Genomic DNA, 16,791 nt, shown 5'->3' on the forward strand with positions numbered 1-16,791 from the left:
CGGCCGCCGCGCCGGCGAGCCCGGCAAACGAAAAGTATAGACAAATGCATGGGCGGCGACGATGTGCCGAATCCGCACCGAAACAAGGGGTTCAGCTTCATGTAAGGTGTAGCGAATTGAAATATAAGGAAAATTCGCTCAGGTAAACAATCCGCCGACAATTAGAGATAAACACGGATTGCTGCCAGTGACCTGAAAAAGGCAAAGTTGTATGTACAACTTGGAGAGTCGTCTGACGGATGACCTCCCGGTTGGAAGGGTTCGCGGCGGCGACGCCCGACGGGACCCGTGCCCAGTTCGCCTATGACAGGAACGCCATGAAGAAACTCGCGCTCAGTATTGCCCTTGCCTGCCTCGCGGTCGGTGCCCACGCCAAGGATTGGTCGACGATCCGGTTTGGCGTCGACGCCAGCTATCCGCCGTTCGAATCGAAGGATGCAAGCGGCAAGGTCGTCGGCTTCGACGTCGATCTCGGCAACGAGATCTGCGCGCGCCTGAAGGCGAAATGCGTGTGGATCGAGAACGACTTCGACGGGATGATCCCGGCGCTGAAGGCGAAGAAGTTCGACGGCGTGCTGTCGTCGATGTCGATGACGCCGGCGCGTGCCGAGCAGATCGCGTTCTCCGACAAGCTGTTCAACACGCCGACGCGCCTCGTCGCGAAGAAGGGCGCGAACCTGCAGCCGACGGCCGAATCGCTGAAGGGCAAGTCGGTCGGCGTCGAGCAGGGCACGATCCAGGAAACCTACGCGAAGGCCTACTGGGCGCCGAAGGGCGTGCAGGTCGTGCCTTACCAGAACCAGGACGGCGTGTACCAGGACCTGATGTCCGGCCGCCTCGACGCCGCGCTGCAGGACGCGGTGCAGGCCGATATCGGCTTCCTGAAGACACCGCGTGGCGCGAACTTCGAATTCGCCGGCAAGGACATCGACGATCCGAAGACGCTCGGCAACGGCGCCGGCATCGGCCTGCGCAAGGACGACGCCGACCTGAAGGCGAAGATCGACCATGCGATCGCCGACATGATCAAGGACGGCACCTACAAGAAGCTCGAGAAGAAGTACTTCGCATTCGACGTGTACGGCGGCTGACGCCTTCGCGGCGCGCACCGGCCGTGGCGCGCGCCGCCCGCTTCGCGTGATGCCTCTGGCTTGATGAGCAGACGGCATCAGGTAGTGCGCAGAACTCGTTTGATGCGCGGTTAATGGCTATTGACAATCCAGCCACATCGTTCTGGATCCCTTATATGATCTTCCAAGGATTTGGCCCGCTGTTGTGGGCCGGCACGGTCGAGACCGTGAAGCTCGCGGTGCTGTCGCTTGCCGCGTCGCTGATACTGGGCCTCGCGGGCGCGGCAGCGAAACTCTCGACCAACCGCGTGCTCAAGTCGGTCGGCACGTTCTATACGACGCTGATCCGCGCGGTACCCGATCTCGTGCTGATGCTGCTGCTGTTCTACGGGATCCAGATCCTGCTGAACGACGCGACCGACCTGCTCGGCTGGGACCAGATCGACATCGACCCGTTCGTGGCCGGCGTCGTGACGCTCGGCTTCATCTACGGCGCGTACTTCACCGAGACGTTCCGCGGCGCATTCCTCGCGGTGCCGCGCGGCCAGCTCGAAGCGGGCTTCGCATACGGGATGAGCGGCTGGCGCGTGTTCCACCGCATCCTGTTCCCGCAGATGATGCGCTTCGCGCTGCCGGGCATCGGCAACAACTGGCAGGTGCTCGTGAAGGCCACCGCGCTCGTGTCGATCATCGGCCTCGCCGACGTCGTGAAGGCGTCGCAGGACGCCGGCAAGAGCACGCTCGATTTCTTCTTCTTCACGCTCGCGGCCGGCGCGATCTACCTCGCGATCACGACGGTGTCGAACGTCGTGCTGCACCACCTGGAGAAGCGTTATTCCGTCGGCGTCCGGAGGCTTGCACTGTGATCGAACTCGTCAGCCAGTACTGGCAAAGCTATCTCTATACCGACGGTTACCGCTTCAGCGGCCTCGCGATCACGCTGTGGCTGCTGGTCGTGTCGATCGCGTTCGGCTTCGCGCTCGCCGTGCCGCTCGCGATCGCGCGCGCGTCGTCGAACCGCTGGATCTCGGGCCCCGTGTGGCTCTATACGTACGTGTTCCGCGGCACGCCGCTCTACGTGCAGCTGCTGATGTGCTACACCGGCATCTACAGCCTGCAGGTCGTGCACAACCACGTGCTGCTCGACACGTTCTTCCGCAACGCGATGAACTGCACGCTGCTCGCGTTCGTGCTGAACGAATGCGCGTATGCGACCGAGATCTTCGCGGGTGCGATCAAGGCCACGTCGGCCGGCGAGATCGAGGCCGGGATGGCCTACGGAATGTCGCGCTTCAAGCTCTATACGCGCATCATCCTGCCGTCCGCGCTGCGCCGCTCGCTGCCGAGCTACAGCAACGAAGTGATCCTGATGCTGCACGCGACGACCCTCGCGTTCACCGCGACCGTGCCCGACATCCTGAAGGTCACGCGCGACGTCAACTCCGCGACGTACATGTCGTTCCAGGCCTACGGCATCGCCGCCGTGCTGTACGCCATCGTCGTGTTCACGCTCATCTGGGCGTTCCGCAAGCTCGAGACGCGCTGGCTCGCGTACCTCTCGCCGCGCAGCCACTAATGCATTCGCAAGGAAGGACCAAGCATGTACAAGCTCACCGTTGACAACCTGCACAAGAAGTTCGGCGACAACGAGGTGTTGAAGGGCGTATCGATGAAGGCGAAGGCCGGCGACGTGATCAGCATCATCGGCTCGAGCGGCTCCGGCAAGAGCACGTTCCTGCGCTGCATCAACTTCCTCGAGCAGCCGTGCTCGGGGCAGATCACGATCGGCAGCGAGCCGATCCAGACCGCGCGCGACCGTAACGGCTCGCTGCGCGTGGCCGACCAGAAGCAGCTGCAGCGGATGCGCACGAAGCTGTCGATGGTGTTCCAGCACTTCAACCTGTGGTCGCACATGACGGTGCTCGAGAACGTGATCGAGGCACCGATGGCCGTGCTGGGGATCGGCAAGGAAGAGGCCGTTGCGCGGGCACGCAAGTATCTGGAGAAGGTCGGGCTCGCGCCGCGCGTCGAAGGCATGTATCCGTCGCACCTGTCGGGCGGCCAGCAGCAGCGTGTCGCGATCGCGCGTGCGCTCGCGATGGAGCCCGAAGTGATGCTGTTCGACGAGCCGACGTCGGCGCTCGATCCGGAACTCGTCGGCGAAGTGCTGAAGGTGATGCAGAAGCTCGCCGAGGAAGGCCGCACGATGGTCGTCGTCACGCACGAGATGGGTTTCGCGCGCAACGTGTCGAACCACGTGATCTTCCTGCATCAGGGGAAGATCGAGGAAGAGGGCGATCCGCGGGAGATTCTCGTCAACCCGAAGAGCGAGCGGCTCGGGCAGTTCCTGTCGGGGCGGCTCAAGTAAGCGGGGGCCGCCGCAGCCTGGAACGCTAAATGCTTGTTTCGGACGACTCTTTCGATCGAGGAGCGCCGCGATGAGCACGCCGACCCCTACCGCGTTTTCCCACGTGAAGCCGCAGGACACCGCATATCAAGGCGAAGGCCTGCGCGACTTCTTCCTGTATCGCGATCTCGGCATCGCGGCCGCGACGAACGGCAAGGTCGTCGCGCAACTCGTCAGGGCGAATCATGCACCGGCGGCGGGCACCGGCTGGCACCGTCACGAGGCCGAGTTCCACATCGTGATGATGCTGAAGGGCTGGGCGCGCTTCATGTACGGCGATCGCGAGACGCTGGTGAGCGCCGGCGACTGCGTGCACCAGGCGCCGGGAATCGTGCACTACCTGTTCGACTACTCGCCCGACATGGAGTACCTGGAGATCGTCGGGCCGGCCGATTTCAAGTCGATCGACGTCGAAGGGCCGTGCGCGGTGCCGGCGCCGACGCCGTGGGGCGACGCGGGCGCGTAGCCCTCCGTCGCATCGGATGCGAGGCATCCGCGTGCCCGAGAAAGACCGCCTTCGGGCGGTTTTTTTATGGATCCTGTCCGGGCTTCGGGTTCTGACCGGGTCATTCGACATCCGAAGCATTTGCCGCGTAAGGAAATCGAAAAGACAGGTGGCAATTTGTCAGCTTCGCGTGATGTTTCGTTACACCGTGTCAAAGATCGTCAATTCGATGCAGGTGCGGTGCACGGCGCGTCGGCGACCGGCGTTAAGGACGTAACAGCCGGACCACCGGCTGGCCTACCCAGGAGAATGTCCATGACCCGCATCGCGAAGATCCTGACCGTGACGGCCGTCGCCTGTGCCACCCTCGTGCCGGCGCTGGCCGAAGCCCATTCGCACCGTGTGTGCCATTTCGATCACCACCATCACCGCGTGTGCCGCTGGGTCCGTTGACCCGCGACGCGTTATTCCCGGCAAAGCGTCGGGACGCTTTTCCCGTTCAGGCAAATCAGGAGAGGATCATGAAAAAGACGATGTTGATCGCCGCGCTCGTCGCCGGCATGGGTGTGTCGATCGGTGCGTTCGCACAGGTTCCGGCCAGCGCGCCGGCCGGTACGACCGGGCTGTGCAAGGACGGCTCGTTCTACTCGGGCGCGTCGAAGAAGGGCGCGTGCGCCGGCCACAAGGGCGTGAAGACGTGGTATGGCGCAGCGTCGGCAGCCGCGGCGAGCGCACCGGCCGCGGCCCCCGCGAGCGCGGCTGTCGCTTCCGCCGCATCCGGCGCCGCCCCGGCGAAGAGCGCGCCCGCGACGACCGCCGCGGCGGCGCCCGGCGGCGGCGCGGGCAAGGTGTGGGCCAACGACAGCACGAAGGTCTACCATTGCTCGACCGACAAGTACTACGGCAAGACGAAGCACGGCAGCTACATGTCGGAAGCCGATGCGAAGGCGAAGGGCTACCACGCGTCGCACGGCAAGGCCTGTTCGTAACACCGGCGGAACGCGCGAGCGTTGCCGCTCGCGCACTGCCCGGCATCGCGCCCCGCCATCCGGGCGGGGCGATTCGAGCGCAACGCCGGTGTGCCGCACCGAGCGTTGCCATCCCGCGCGGGCTCAGTGCACGTGATCGGATGGCGCCGCGGCCGCCGTCGCGTCGCGACCGGCCGCGCGCGCGTCGAGCAACGCCCGCAGCGTCACGTAGTGCGCGCCGCTCGCGCTGCCGTTCGTAGCGGTGCGATCGTACGGCTCGTTGTCGTGGATCGTCGCGCGCACGATCGGATAAATCTGCGTTTCCCAGCGGCCGCCGTTGAACACGCCATAATGGCCCGCGCCCGTCTGCACGTGGTGCGTTTTCAGGTACGGCGGCAATCCCGAACACAGCTCCTGCGCGGCCACCGTCTGGCCCACGGCGCAGATGTCGTCCTTCTCGCCCTCGATCGTCAACAGCGCGGTGCGGTGGATCGCGGCCGGTTCCACCAGCCGGTCGCCGACCGTCAGCTCGCCGCGTGCGAGCGCGTATTGCTGGAATACCTTCTCGACCGTCTCCAGGTAGAACTCCGCGGTGAGGTCGGCCGTCGCGAAGTATTCGTCGTAGAAGTGGCGCAGCGTGTCGGCCTTCGCGGGGTCGCCTTTCGCGCGCTCGTAGTACAGGTCGGAAAACGACGCCGCATGGCGGTCGGGATTCATCGACATGAACGCGCCGACCTGCACGAAGCCCGGATACACGCAGCGCTGCGCCCCGACGAAGCCGGCCGGCACCACGCTGATCAGGTTGCGCGCGAACCATTCGATCGGCCGGCTCGTGGCGAGCGCGTTGACCTTCGTCGGATTCACGCGGCAGTCGATCGGCCCCGCCATCAACGTCAGGCTCGCGGGTTGGGCGGGATCGCCGGCGGCGGCCATCAGCGCGACCGCCGAAAGCGCGGCGACGGTCGGCTGGCAGATCGCGAGCACGTGCGCATCCGGGCCGATGTGGCGAATGAAATCGATCACGTGCCCGACGTATTCGTCGAAGCCGAAGCGGCCCGCCGCGAGCGGGATGTCGCGCGGGTTGTGCCAATCGGTGATGTACACGTCGTGATCGGCCAGCATCGTGCTGACCGTGCCGCGGAGCAGCGTCGCGAAATGCCCGGACATCGGCGCGACGATCAGCACGCGAGGCTGGCGCGCCACCGGCCGCGCCTTGCGGAAATGCAGCAGCGTGCCGAACGGCGTGGCCGCCGCGGCTTCCTCGACGATCGGCACCACTTCGCCGTCGACGACGGTCGACGCGATGCCGAACGCCGGACGCCGGTGCGAGAACGCGCAGCATTCGAGCAGTTCGCACAGCGCGTCGACCATGCGGCCCGTCGGGGTCGACGTGGCGGGCGGCCACAGCGACATCGTCGCGCGCGTGGCGGCCGCCCATGCGCGCGCCGGACGCAGGCATTCGGCAGACCATTGGTAGAAAGGATAGGCAAGCAGGTTCATGGCCGTCGTTCGTTGCGTCGCGTTACGTCGAGCGAGGCAAGCCGTATGCCAGCGTGCGGCTGGCACGCGCGTTGCACGGGGTTTGCGAATGCGGCGATACGCGTGGCGACGCGCGCGGCGTCTCATGCGGCGATGCATGCGGCGCGTGGGGCCCGACGACCGAATGCGATGCGCCGCCGTTGCCAACGACGCTCGGCCTACTCGATGTGTCGCTGCGCCGGGCAGCGCGCTGCGCCACTTCGGCGAATGCTTCGCACAGGCGTGGTGCGCTTCGCACGGCGTGGCGCGCGCTTTCGGTGCAGGGGTACGAACGGCAATCAGCAGGGGAGCGACATGGACGTTACCGGACAGACGACGTTGACCATCAGCAGCCGCAATTACTCGTCGTGGTCGATGCGCGGCTGGCTGCTCGCGAAGCTGAGCGGCCTCGCGTTCGAGACGATCAGCGTGCCGATCGATGCGGCATCGCGCGCGGAACTGCTGCTGCTGTCGCCGTCGATTCTCGTGCCGTGCCTGACACACGACGGCAGCACGGTATGGGACACGCTCGCGATCGCCGAATACCTGAACGAAATCCGGCCGCAGGCGCGGCTGCTGCCCGACGACCGGCGTGCGCGTGCGCATTGCCGGTCGATCTGCGGCGAGATGCATTCCGGTTTCAGTGCGCTGCGCTCCGCGCTGCCGATGAACCTGCGTGCGCATTTTCCCGGCTTCCGGATCTGGTCGCGTGCGCAGCACGACATCGAGCGCATCGTGACGATCTGGCGCGCGTGTCTGGCCGCGTATGGCGGCCCCTGGCTGTTCGGCGAGCAGATCGGCATCGCCGATGCGATGTACGCGCCGGTCGTCACGCGATTCCTGACGTACGACGTGAAACTCGAACCCGATATTGCCGAGTACTGCATGCGCATGCTCGCGCATCCGTTCGTGGCGGAGTGGATCGATGCCGCGAAGGCGGAGCACGAAGACATCGACGAACTCGACATGGAGTTCTGACCTGCAACGCACCTTCGCGCGTTCAACCGGATGACCGGCACGTGCATCGAAACGAATCGTCGATGCGGCCGCGCGTGTCCTGCTCGCCCATTGCCCGCGCAGCATCTGTCGGGCATCGCGCCCCGCCGTTTCGGCGGGGCGTTGCTTACCTGCTGCCGGGCACCCTGAGGCTCGCTCCCCGCATTGCAGCACGGCGTAGCAGGATTAGGGACTCGTTTTGGCCGGCTCGGCCGCGGGTGGCTTGGCCGGACGCGTGAGGAGTTCGCGTGTGAGGTTGTCCGACACATAGTGCGGGCCATCGAACAGATAGACTTGATAGCCACGGTAGGTTGTCAGCTGCCTGCTCAATTCGTCGGCGCTGGCCGCCCGGAATCCCCCGTGCTCGGCGGGCCGGAAGGCCTCCGCGATTACCCGCACACGTTGCTTTCCGAGGCGCGAGGTCAGCTCGTCGACATAGGCGCGCGCGACGTAGGGTTCGCGCGCATAGACGCCGCAGCCGTCCTGGAAGAACACCCCGACGTCCGACGGCAGCCACGACACGAGCCAGTCCGCCAGCGCCTTCCCGCCGATATTGGTCTGGTCGTAGACGCTCACCCACAGCGGACGCGGCAGTCGCTTCAGGATATCGGCAAGCTTCGGCGCGTCCTGCCAGGTCGGGTCGATTTCGACCGGGAAGTAGTAGCCGGTGACATTCAGCGGAACGTGCGTGCGCGCTACCGCCAGGGACTGGTCCGCGAGTGTCGACAAATGGGTGCGTGCTCGCTTTTCATCCTGGTAACCGGCGAGGCCCAGGATGACGTTTCTGGCCCAGGGTTCGCGGCCGATGCGCCCCCAGTCGGGAAGGTGTGCCGCGGGACGGATGCCGGCGTCGGGCACGTACGCGGTATCGTCGACGACGCTCCACTGGATCAACAGATCGTGCACGCCGAGCTGTTGCCAGTTCCCGACGGGATTCGTCGTCGCGTTGTCGACCTGCCAGACGATTCCGTCGGCATGCACGTCATGCGCCGTCCAGCTGCACGCGGCCACGGCGAGCGATGCCCCGACGGCCGCGAGCATCGCCGCGCGGGACGAACGCGGCGCGCGCGCGCGCCGGCGTGGCCGGCCTGCGTGCCGGAACCGGCCCAGACGCAGTCGAATCCCGCGCAAGGCCGGGATGGCGTACGTGATCATCGCGGCCTCCCCGGAAGCATTCCTGCGCGACATCGTAGCCGATCACATGCAAACGTGCGACCCGCCTTGCTGCTGCGGGTCGCACGAGGCTTCCACCGGCTCGCGTCACTTGGCCGTCGTGCCGTCCGCCCATGTGTAGCCGAGATTCGTGATGCCCGTCACGATACTCTGGAAGTCCTGGAAGGCGGGCAGTCCGAGATCGGGCTCGAGCCAGTACGGATGGAAGAAGAACGACGCGAAGCCGTCCCGCACCGCCAGACCGTATTGCGCATTGGTCACGATTTGCTGCCACGTGTACGTGATGCACGAGAACGGGTCTTTACTGCAGATGTTGTATTGAAGGCTGCCCAGGTTCTCCGGAATGATTCGTTGCCCGTAGTAATCGGAGTTGATGATGTACGGGAAGAATTGCCCGGCAGAAAAGTCCTGGTTGGGCGCGCCCGTCCCGATCTGCGGATTGGTCGACGTGTAGTAGACGGCCCGCTGGAACGTGGTCGGGAACGTCTGCGCCGTGGCCGTTGATGCCATCGGCGACATCTGGTACTGCGGCGCAGCCCAGCCGACGATCTTGTAGCCGTTGAGCGTGAACTCGAGCAGGCCGTCGGCCATTCTGCCTTTCGCCCATTGCACCGAGTCCTCGTCGACCGGACGATTCTGGACTGCGTACCAGAACTCGAAGTCGCTGCCGCTCACCGCATTCTGAAGATTCGGCGTCGAGTCATACTGGTGCGTATAGCCGTGCATCACGATCGAGCCGCCACGCAGGAGCGCGTAGTTCAACCCGCTCTTGAGGCCCGTTGCCTGTGCGAGGTGAATCGTCTCCGGCACGCCACCGTTGTAATACCCGTTCGGGTCGGTATACAACGGAATGGTCGCCATCGTGAACTTGATCCTCTTCGAGTACAGATAGTCCGACAGCTGCCTCATCGAGCTCGTCGTCGTGAATGCGTCCAGATCCTCGAGGCGGACCAGTGCACGATGATTCACCGGTGCATTGGTCTGCAGGATGTCGTGCAGGATGTCGCATATCACCAGGTAGCGATCCGTCGGGCCGATGTAGGAGAACGGCATGTCCGCGAAGTACCAGAACTTGCCGGAGCGCATGACGTAGGGCGTGGTTGCGCCGCTCTTGCTGTTCTTGATGGTGACGAGCACTTGCGCCTTGGTGGCATCGAGAACCTGGGTCAGGCCGACATCCGGGTCCGCGTTGATGGCGCCGGTCGACGCGTCGAACGCGTAGTACTTGACCATCGCCAGGTTCTTGTACGTGACGGTGTCGTAGAAGCCGGGATTCGGATTGCTCGACGACGGTGTCGCGTTCATCCCGGCAAGGCCCAGGAAGCTGAACCCGAAGGTCTGGTTGAACGTATAGGCCGTGTTCCACGCGAGCTGCCACAGGTTGTACTTGAACCAGACCACGGTTTTCGTGGCGGTCATCACGTCGCTCATGAACGCCGTCGGAATCGGGTTGTTGTAGTAGTCGCCGATATAGAACGTGGCGTCGTGGCTCCCGATCATGCCGGACGTGTAGTTCTGTATCGGTACCAGGTCGACGGTCGTATTGAAGTGGCCGAGCAGGTTCCTCAACATGATGCTGTACATCAGGCCGAGCTTCGAAAACGGGTCGTTGGCCGGGTTGTCGTATAACACGAGCGTATGTGCGGTCGTGGTCTGCGCGTGCGCCGTGCCCGGCAATGTCATTTGCGCGAGTCCGGCAAGCAGGGCTATGACGATCAAGATCTTTTTCATGGCCGTATCTCCCTAGTCGCGTTCGACGTTGCCGCCGTGCTTCTTGACGGAATTTCTGCTGAACTTCGGGCGCCCCGTCTCCTTGTATGCCTTGTCCCAATCCTCATCGGACATGCCGGGTTTCACGTTGACTTGGGCAGAACCGTTTGGCAATGGCGGGGGCTTGATCTTGCCGCCGGACGACTGGTTCGTCTGCTGCGCACTCGCATGCTGAACCGCGCTGGTGATGACGAGCGCGGGACTCAATGCAAGGAGTAGCCCAACGGTGCTCAACCCGATTCGAAAAAATCGATTGCGATGCGAGGGCATGATTTTCATCCTTTGATATGCAAATTGGATTCTCGTTAACGAAACGAGCACGCCCCATTGCCCGATTTAGAATCGGGTGTTATGTCGTTATTTTTTTGCGTTTAATACCCCGGTTAATGAAACGAAACCGGACAGTTGGCTTTCAAGCTAGTTCTGTACCATCCGCCGCAAATGGACACCGGGCCGGGATGCCAAAATCGGCGCGTCGAGACGGTCCGAAATTGTCTCGATAAACGTTTCACGCATGCAACGCGACCGGTTTCGGAAATTGGGTCCGACGAACGCGTAACGTCTGTTTGAGCGATTCAGGTGAAACCGGTTGCGTGCTTAGTTCCGCCCACGGCAACGCGGCAACCGAGCCGGCGGCGCATCCATCCAACGGCGACCGGAGCACCGGATTTTCGGTTTCATCGTCGATCCGTCCGTCCAGGATCGACGGAATCGCGTGACGCGCTCCGGTCGCGATGATCGGGGGCGAGGGTAGAGAACCTGCCAAACGTCTCATATTCGGAACGCCGGTCCGCATGTTTCAGCACTGAAACATTTGGCTCGGTTTCGATTCGCCGATCGTGTGCGGCACACGCCCGGTACCCGGAAGGCGCAAGGGTGGTGGACGATGGCGCACGACTTGCTTGAAGCGCTGTGTATCGAAGAGGCGGTGTATGGGGCGCACTGCAAGGCGCTGGATCGGGGGGCGGCTGCAAGCGCCGGCGCACGCAGGGGACGAATGCAGGCAAGCGGGGAAACCGGCTGTCAAAAGTCATCCACTGAACACGTTGCATTTTTGGTGATGTTGCGTGGTCGTATCAATAGCGCTCCAGGCAGCCTCGAGTCTTTTGAGAACGACGAGAACGGATGTGGCGTTAGCCGCAAGAGTGGACGTGACGGGGTCGACGGGGACAGGGCGGTTTCGTCTTCCGTTGGTGTGCGGAGAAGAAATACAGACGAGCGAAAATCGCGGAAAGGTAATGGATAATATGATATGGAGTGCGTATTTATATGCGCTCAACCTTGTCGCCATTGTGACCGCCCTCGTCATCCTGGTCAGCACGCTGGATGACCTGACGCTGGATGGCTGTTACTGGTCATTCGAAATCGGGCGCATCCTGCGTCGCGAGAAATCGCAGACCGTCGACATCGGCATGCTGCGCGCGCTGGAAGAGCGCCATCTCGCACTCATGGTGCCGGCATGGAAAGAGTACGACGTGATCGCCAAGATGATCGAAAACACGCTGGCGACCATCGAGTACGAGCGGTATGTCATCTTCGTCGGCACCTATCACAACGACGCCGAAACCACGGCGGAAGTCGAACGGATGGTCCGCCGGTATCCGGGCAGGGTGACGCGTGCCACGGTCATGAACGACGGGCCGACCTGCAAGGCGGACTGCCTCAACTGGATTCTCGAGGCGATCCTGCGTTACGAAGCGGTCCATCATATTCAGTTCGCGGGCGTCGTCATGCACGACTGCGAAGATGTCATTCACCCGGTCGAACTCAAGTACCTCAACCATGCGGTGGCGGAGAGCGATCTGGTCCAGCTTCCCGTGCTGTCATTGCCCCGGAAATGGAACGAGTTCGTCGCCGGCTGCTATCTCGACGATTTCAGCGAAACGCACCAGAAGGACGTGCCGGTGCGGGCACGCTTGACCGGGGTCGTGCCGGGCGCGGGTGTTGCATCGTGCTACAGCCGGCGTTCGATCGAAGCGGCGATGAAGGAGCGCAACGGTTGCCCGTTCAACACGAGTTCGCTGACCGAGGACTATGACTTCAGCTTTCGCTTGAGAGACCTCGGCATGAAGGAAACCTTCGCCCGCACGCCGCTTTCGGACATCGTGCGCGATGCCGGCGGCAATCGCGCCAAGGACGGTGCCGCCGGTCGAAACCTGCTGGCCACGCGCGAGTACTTTCCCAAGACATTCCGCACCGCCTACCGGCAGCGCGCGCGCTGGATTCTCGGCATTGCGTTTCAAGGCTGGGAGCAACTCGGCTGGAAGGGCGACTTCCTCACCCGCTACATGTTCTTCCACGATCGCAAGGGCATCGTGACGTCGCTGTTTTCGGTGATTGCCTATGGCGTGCTGCTCAACTTCGTGTTGCTTTCCTTTCTTCAGAATGCCGGTCACGTCATTCCCGCCAGCGCTCACCTCGTGACGGCCAGTGCCTGGGTCACGCCGCTGCTGTGGGTCAACACCCTCATGCTGTTCGCCCGTGCCGGACAGCGCTTCTACTTCGTCAGCAAGCTGAACGGCCCGCTCCAGGGGCTGCTCTCGATCCCGAGGATGTTCGTCAACAACCTGATCAATTTCTGCGCGGTGAGTCGCGCGTGGCGCATCTATGTCGGCCACCTGGTGAGCGGCAAGCCGATCGCATGGGACAAGACCAGTCACACATACCTGTCCAACGAAGAACTCGGGAAAGTGCGCCACAAGATCGGCGAGATCCTGGTCGGCTGGGGCGTGGTTTCCCCGGCGCAACTGGAGGACGGCCTCGAGCGGCAACTGACATGCGGCAAGCGGCTGGGCGAACTGTTGCTCGAAGCCAGTGCGTTGTCCACCGAATCGCTGGCGGATGCGATCGCCGAGCAGGCCGATCTGCCGCGGGTAAGCCTCGGCAACGTGGCGGTGGGCCACTTCGCGGACTCGCTGGCATTCGAGCTGCAGTACGCGTATCGTGTCGTCCCGTTTTCGACCGCCGCCGACGGGACGCTGAACGTCGCGGTAGGGCGGCCGCTCACGCAGGACGAACAGGACGTCGTGCGGCGCGGCGCCCGAACGAACGTTGCCTACTTCATTGCCTGCGATGCGGAGATCGCCGCCGAACTTGGCCGGCACTCGCGCTTCGTCGAAATCGCGCGGCTGCGCGACGGCGACGGCGCGACGCAGCAGGCAGTGCCGGTGAAAAAGCCGTCGGGAGAACAGGCATGAAGCGCTCGACACGTCCGATCGCGGCCGGCCTCAAGCGCTGCGCACGCTTGAGCGCGCTGGCCATTGCCCTGTCGCTCGCCTGGCAGGCGCCGGCATCCGCCGCCCAGCAGCTCAACCCCAAAGCCTATCGGCTCGCCGATGGCGCCTACAAGGCGATCAACGCAGGCGACCTGCCCCGCGCGGAAGCGTACGCGTTGCGCGCCCTCAAGATTCAGCCGGGAAGCGAGCAACTCGGGCTGTTGCTCGTGGATGTGTACCGGCGCGAAGGGAAAGTCGACGAAGCGGACGCGCTGCTGGAATCGCTTAGCGTTCGTTTTCCGAAAAGCGCGGCGGTACTGGCGCAGCATGGCTATCTGGCGCAGCGGCAGATGCGCTACGACGTCGCGTGCAGCAATTTCGCGGCGGCCGTCGCGACTGGAAACTGGAGCAAGGAGCAGCAGCGCAACTTGCGCCTCGCGTGGTCGGACAGTGCGCTCGCGGCGAAGCGTCCGCACGAGGCCGGCGTCGCGCTGGCGCCGCTGGCTGATGAAAAATCCGCCGTGATTCAGTTGCGTATCGCGCAGATGAGCTTGCAGGCGGGCGACCACGACAGCGCGCTCCGCGTGGCCGAGCTGGCGGCCGGCGACGCATCGACCGATGCCGAGCGGAGCATGGCCGAGTCGATCGCGGCACAGGCGCGGCAAGCCGATCAGCAGCCCGAGGTGCCGGTGGACGATACCGCGCAACGGACCTTGCAGCACGCCTATGATCTCCTGCGCGAACACAAGGATCGCGAGGCGCTCGACGCATTTCAGGAAGGTTTCGCCGGTGGCGCCGGCAACGCGATGAACTACGCGGACGCCGGCTATGCGGCCAAGCGGATCGGCTTGAACGAGCAGTCCGTCCAGATGTTCGAGCAGAGTCTCGACGCCGACGAAAACGAACATGCGTTCGACGCGCAGCGCAAGTTCGGCTATCGGCGAGAGGTCGAGCAACTCGAGCGCACCTGGGGTTTCGTGCTGAGTGCGCCATACCAGTCGGCCGCATTCGGCCCGCAAGGCACGATCAGCGTGCTCCAGCCGGGTATCGAGGCGTATTGGCAGCCGCCGAAGATCGGCTATCGGAACGGCCGCATTCTTCAGTTCTTCGTGCGCGGATACGGCACGGCCTACGACGGCACGGGCAACGTGACCGGCATGCCGACCGTGCAGGGGTCGGTGGGCGTGCGCTACAAGCCGATACCCGATCAGAACGTGGTGGTGACCGCCGAGCGGTTGTTCCATATCGGCAGCCTGTCGATGACGGACTGGCTGATGCGCCTGGGTTACTCGTCGGAGGCGGGCACCGACCTGCGGGTCACCGAACCGAGCTGGCGCAGCTGGCAGGCCTATGTAGAAGGTGCGTACTTCATCAATGCCGGGCGTTACATCATCTATTCGGAGTTGCGTTACGGGCACACGTGGCGCTTGCCGATGATCAGCGACCGGCTGACCGTCTACCCGCACGCCGCGGTGGCGGGCGATCACGACAACCGTCAGCCTGACAAGACGGCAATCGGTGCGGGGCCAGGGGTCCAGTTCAGGTACTGGTTTCGCGAAGGCAGGTATACCGCGCCGGCGAGCTATCTCGACGTGACGGTGCAATACCGGTTCGGGTTGACGTCAGCGGCACGCGCACGTGGTCTCGTGGTACGCGCGACATTGTGGTTCTGAGCAACTGCGCTGACGATCAGGCGACTCGATGGTGAGGCTGATCAGCTGGGCGACTTGAGCGTGATGATCGTTTGACGCAGCAGCTGGAAGTACGAGCTGGTCGAATACGGAAGCATCTGCTCGACGTAGTTCCACCAGAAGAATCCGCCGATGAAACGCGGATCGGTCATGCTGTTGACCATCGGGTAGTAGGTCTTGATCAGGTTCTGCTGCACCGACGCAGGCGCCGCGATATCCGACGTGCCGATTTCGCCGAAGCCGACCTTCGCGTTCGGGAAGATGCTTTCCAGCGCCGCGAAGTCGTTGTTCCACGACGGATTCAGCCCCGGGCAATCCTGGTACGGGTAGTAGCTGAACAGCGCGTAGTCGGCCTGCTGGCGAACCGTTGCGGGCAGGAACGCGGTCGGCCACGTCTTCCAGTAATCCTGCGGCTTCTCCCAGCAGTTGTTGCCCTTGCTGTCGTCGTTGTAGTACAGCGTGATCGCAGTCTTGCCGCCGTTCGATTTGACGATCGTGTTGGCCGCGGCGACCATCTGGCCGATCTGCTGCTCTTCCGAATTGACCACGGTGTTCGTGCCGCTCGGATCGTTGCGCAGCCATTCGCCGTTGATTTCGTTGGCGATTTCCCACACGTCGACCGTGTTCTTCAGCTGCGACACCAGTTCCTGCGTGCGCGCCTTGTACGTCGTGATATCCGTCGGGAAATAGTACGAATCGTAGACTTCGCCCATCACGTATGCGACCGAGTGCAGGCGCAGCAGCGGTGCGTAGTAGTCGGCGGCCGACGTGCCCGGATCGAACACGACGCGCACCGTCGGTCGGTACGGCAGGTTCTGCAGCGACGCGATGATCGCATCCAGTTTCGTCAGGTCATCGAGCGTGACGCCGTAGACCGGATTCTTCAGCGGTTCGACCTGGGCGTTGGCGGTTTGGGACAAGGGTATCAGCCCGGCATAAGCAACGCATGCGGCAATGGCCGTGCGTGAGATGGTTTTCGTCAGTTTAATCAAAACTTCGGTTCCGTCCTAAGGTAAGAAGAAGCGCGATTTTAGACGAAAATAAAAGGTAATTATCGGACGATATGCGCAATAAGGGGGCGGATGCTGCGGAATGGAAATTGCTGCGCGGCTGGCTGGCGATCAAAAACGCAGCATCCCGAAACGTTTGCAAGCGGGCATCGGGACGACCGGCGGAACGGCGAATCTCCTGACGACCGGGCGTGGTGGCGCATTCGGGTATACGCGCTGCGATTCGGCTTCGGCTTCGCGGTCGGCTTCGACATCGGCTTCGGCTTCGGCGTCGGCATCGACTTCGACTTCGACTTCGACTTCGACTTCGACTTCGACATCGGCTTTGACATCGGCTTCGACATCGACTTCGCCATCGTCAACACTGCCGTGCTCACGATCGGCCGCATCGTTCGCGATGGCCAGGCGGTGATCCGCTCACGGGCGGTGCCGCACGCAAGCGCACGCATCGAAGAATCTGCTGACGATGCTGGCAATCCGCAAACGTTTCACGTTGATTTTCGTCGGTAACGCGCAGGATTTCGCTAA

16 protein-coding genes are annotated in these 16,791 nt (G+C 63.4%); 11 read left to right on the forward strand and 5 right to left on the reverse strand.

Going from position 1 to position 16,791, the window contains the following annotated elements; all coding sequences use genetic code 11:
- The first annotated feature begins 317 nt into the window (after positions 1-317).
- From DIE04_RS12150 to DIE04_RS12175, 7 genes are all read left to right on the forward strand, one after another.
- Positions 318-1,091, forward strand: coding sequence for an ABC transporter substrate-binding protein (locus DIE04_RS12150; RefSeq protein WP_124488797.1), 774 nt, complete (start codon positions 318-320; stop codon positions 1,089-1,091).
- Positions 1,092-1,246: 155 nt separating this feature from the next.
- The gene (locus DIE04_RS12155; RefSeq protein ID WP_044848077.1) at positions 1,247-1,936 is read left to right on the forward strand and encodes an ABC transporter permease; all 690 of its coding nucleotides are present in this window, start codon (positions 1,247-1,249) and stop codon (positions 1,934-1,936) included.
- The gene (locus DIE04_RS12160) at positions 1,933-2,646 is read left to right on the forward strand and encodes an ABC transporter permease (RefSeq protein ID WP_044848076.1); all 714 of its coding nucleotides are present in this window, start codon (positions 1,933-1,935) and stop codon (positions 2,644-2,646) included. The genes DIE04_RS12155 and DIE04_RS12160 overlap by 4 nt, the downstream gene beginning before the upstream one ends.
- Before the next feature lie 24 nt (positions 2,647-2,670).
- Positions 2,671-3,438 carry an ABC transporter ATP-binding protein gene (locus DIE04_RS12165; RefSeq protein ID WP_124488796.1) on the forward strand — a complete coding sequence of 256 codons (768 nt, stop codon included), beginning with the start codon at positions 2,671-2,673 and terminating at the stop codon, positions 3,436-3,438.
- A 70-nt stretch (positions 3,439-3,508) separates the two neighbouring features.
- The gene (locus tag DIE04_RS12170; RefSeq protein ID WP_124488795.1) at positions 3,509-3,943 is read left to right on the forward strand and encodes a cupin domain-containing protein; all 435 of its coding nucleotides are present in this window, start codon (positions 3,509-3,511) and stop codon (positions 3,941-3,943) included.
- A 294-nt stretch (positions 3,944-4,237) separates the two neighbouring features.
- A complete protein-coding gene (locus tag DIE04_RS29745; RefSeq protein WP_185500349.1) occupies positions 4,238-4,375 on the forward strand; it encodes an HHHH-motif protein in 138 nt (45 codons plus the stop codon).
- A 68-nt stretch (positions 4,376-4,443) separates the two neighbouring features.
- On the forward strand, positions 4,444-4,911 hold the full coding sequence (locus DIE04_RS12175) for a DUF3761 domain-containing protein (protein WP_044848073.1): 468 nt from the start codon (positions 4,444-4,446) through the stop codon (positions 4,909-4,911).
- 123 nt (positions 4,912-5,034) lie between these two features.
- Here DIE04_RS12175 and DIE04_RS12180 read toward each other — a convergent pair whose 3' ends face one another.
- Positions 5,035-6,390, reverse strand: a complete 1,356-nt coding sequence (locus DIE04_RS12180) for a polyhydroxyalkanoate depolymerase (protein WP_124488794.1) — start codon at positions 6,388-6,390, stop codon at positions 5,035-5,037.
- 333 nt (positions 6,391-6,723) lie between these two features.
- Between DIE04_RS12180 and DIE04_RS12185 the strand changes: the two genes are divergently transcribed.
- Positions 6,724-7,386 carry a glutathione S-transferase family protein gene (locus DIE04_RS12185; RefSeq protein ID WP_124488793.1) on the forward strand — a complete coding sequence of 221 codons (663 nt, stop codon included), beginning with the start codon at positions 6,724-6,726 and terminating at the stop codon, positions 7,384-7,386.
- A 204-nt stretch (positions 7,387-7,590) separates the two neighbouring features.
- Here DIE04_RS12185 and DIE04_RS12190 read toward each other — a convergent pair whose 3' ends face one another.
- The 3 genes from DIE04_RS12190 to DIE04_RS12200 form a co-directional block, all read right to left on the reverse strand.
- On the reverse strand, positions 7,591-8,559 hold the full coding sequence (locus tag DIE04_RS12190; protein WP_124520337.1) for a hypothetical protein: 969 nt from the start codon (positions 8,557-8,559) through the stop codon (positions 7,591-7,593).
- A gap of 105 nt (positions 8,560-8,664) precedes the next feature.
- Positions 8,665-10,308 (reverse strand): DUF2334 domain-containing protein, encoded by a 1,644-nt coding sequence (locus tag DIE04_RS12195; RefSeq protein WP_124520336.1) that lies wholly within the window; start codon positions 10,306-10,308, stop codon positions 8,665-8,667.
- A gap of 12 nt (positions 10,309-10,320) precedes the next feature.
- Entirely contained in the window at positions 10,321-10,626 is a 306-nt protein-coding gene (locus DIE04_RS12200) for a hypothetical protein (RefSeq protein ID WP_235879201.1), read from the reverse strand.
- A 959-nt stretch (positions 10,627-11,585) separates the two neighbouring features.
- Between DIE04_RS12200 and DIE04_RS12205 the strand changes: the two genes are divergently transcribed.
- Positions 11,586-13,544 carry a glycosyl transferase family protein gene (locus DIE04_RS12205; RefSeq protein WP_124520335.1) on the forward strand — a complete coding sequence of 653 codons (1,959 nt, stop codon included), beginning with the start codon at positions 11,586-11,588 and terminating at the stop codon, positions 13,542-13,544.
- Positions 13,541-15,235 (forward strand): bacteriophage N4 adsorption protein A, encoded by a 1,695-nt coding sequence (locus DIE04_RS12210; protein WP_124520334.1) that lies wholly within the window; start codon positions 13,541-13,543, stop codon positions 15,233-15,235. Before DIE04_RS12205 ends, DIE04_RS12210 begins: the two co-directional genes overlap by 4 nt.
- 41 nt (positions 15,236-15,276) lie before the next feature.
- Here DIE04_RS12210 and DIE04_RS12215 read toward each other — a convergent pair whose 3' ends face one another.
- Positions 15,277-16,245, reverse strand: a complete 969-nt coding sequence (locus DIE04_RS12215) for a hypothetical protein (RefSeq protein WP_409333446.1) — start codon at positions 16,243-16,245, stop codon at positions 15,277-15,279.
- 90 nt (positions 16,246-16,335) lie between these two features.
- Here DIE04_RS12215 and DIE04_RS12220 point away from each other — a divergent pair, with 90 nt between their 5' ends.
- On the forward strand, positions 16,336-16,773 hold the full coding sequence (locus tag DIE04_RS12220; RefSeq protein ID WP_124520333.1) for a hypothetical protein: 438 nt from the start codon (positions 16,336-16,338) through the stop codon (positions 16,771-16,773).
- Positions 16,774-16,791: the final 18 nt, after the last annotated feature.

The organism is Burkholderia sp. Bp8994 (genome assembly GCF_003853805.1).
Classification (GTDB): Bacteria; Pseudomonadota; Gammaproteobacteria; order Burkholderiales; family Burkholderiaceae; genus Burkholderia.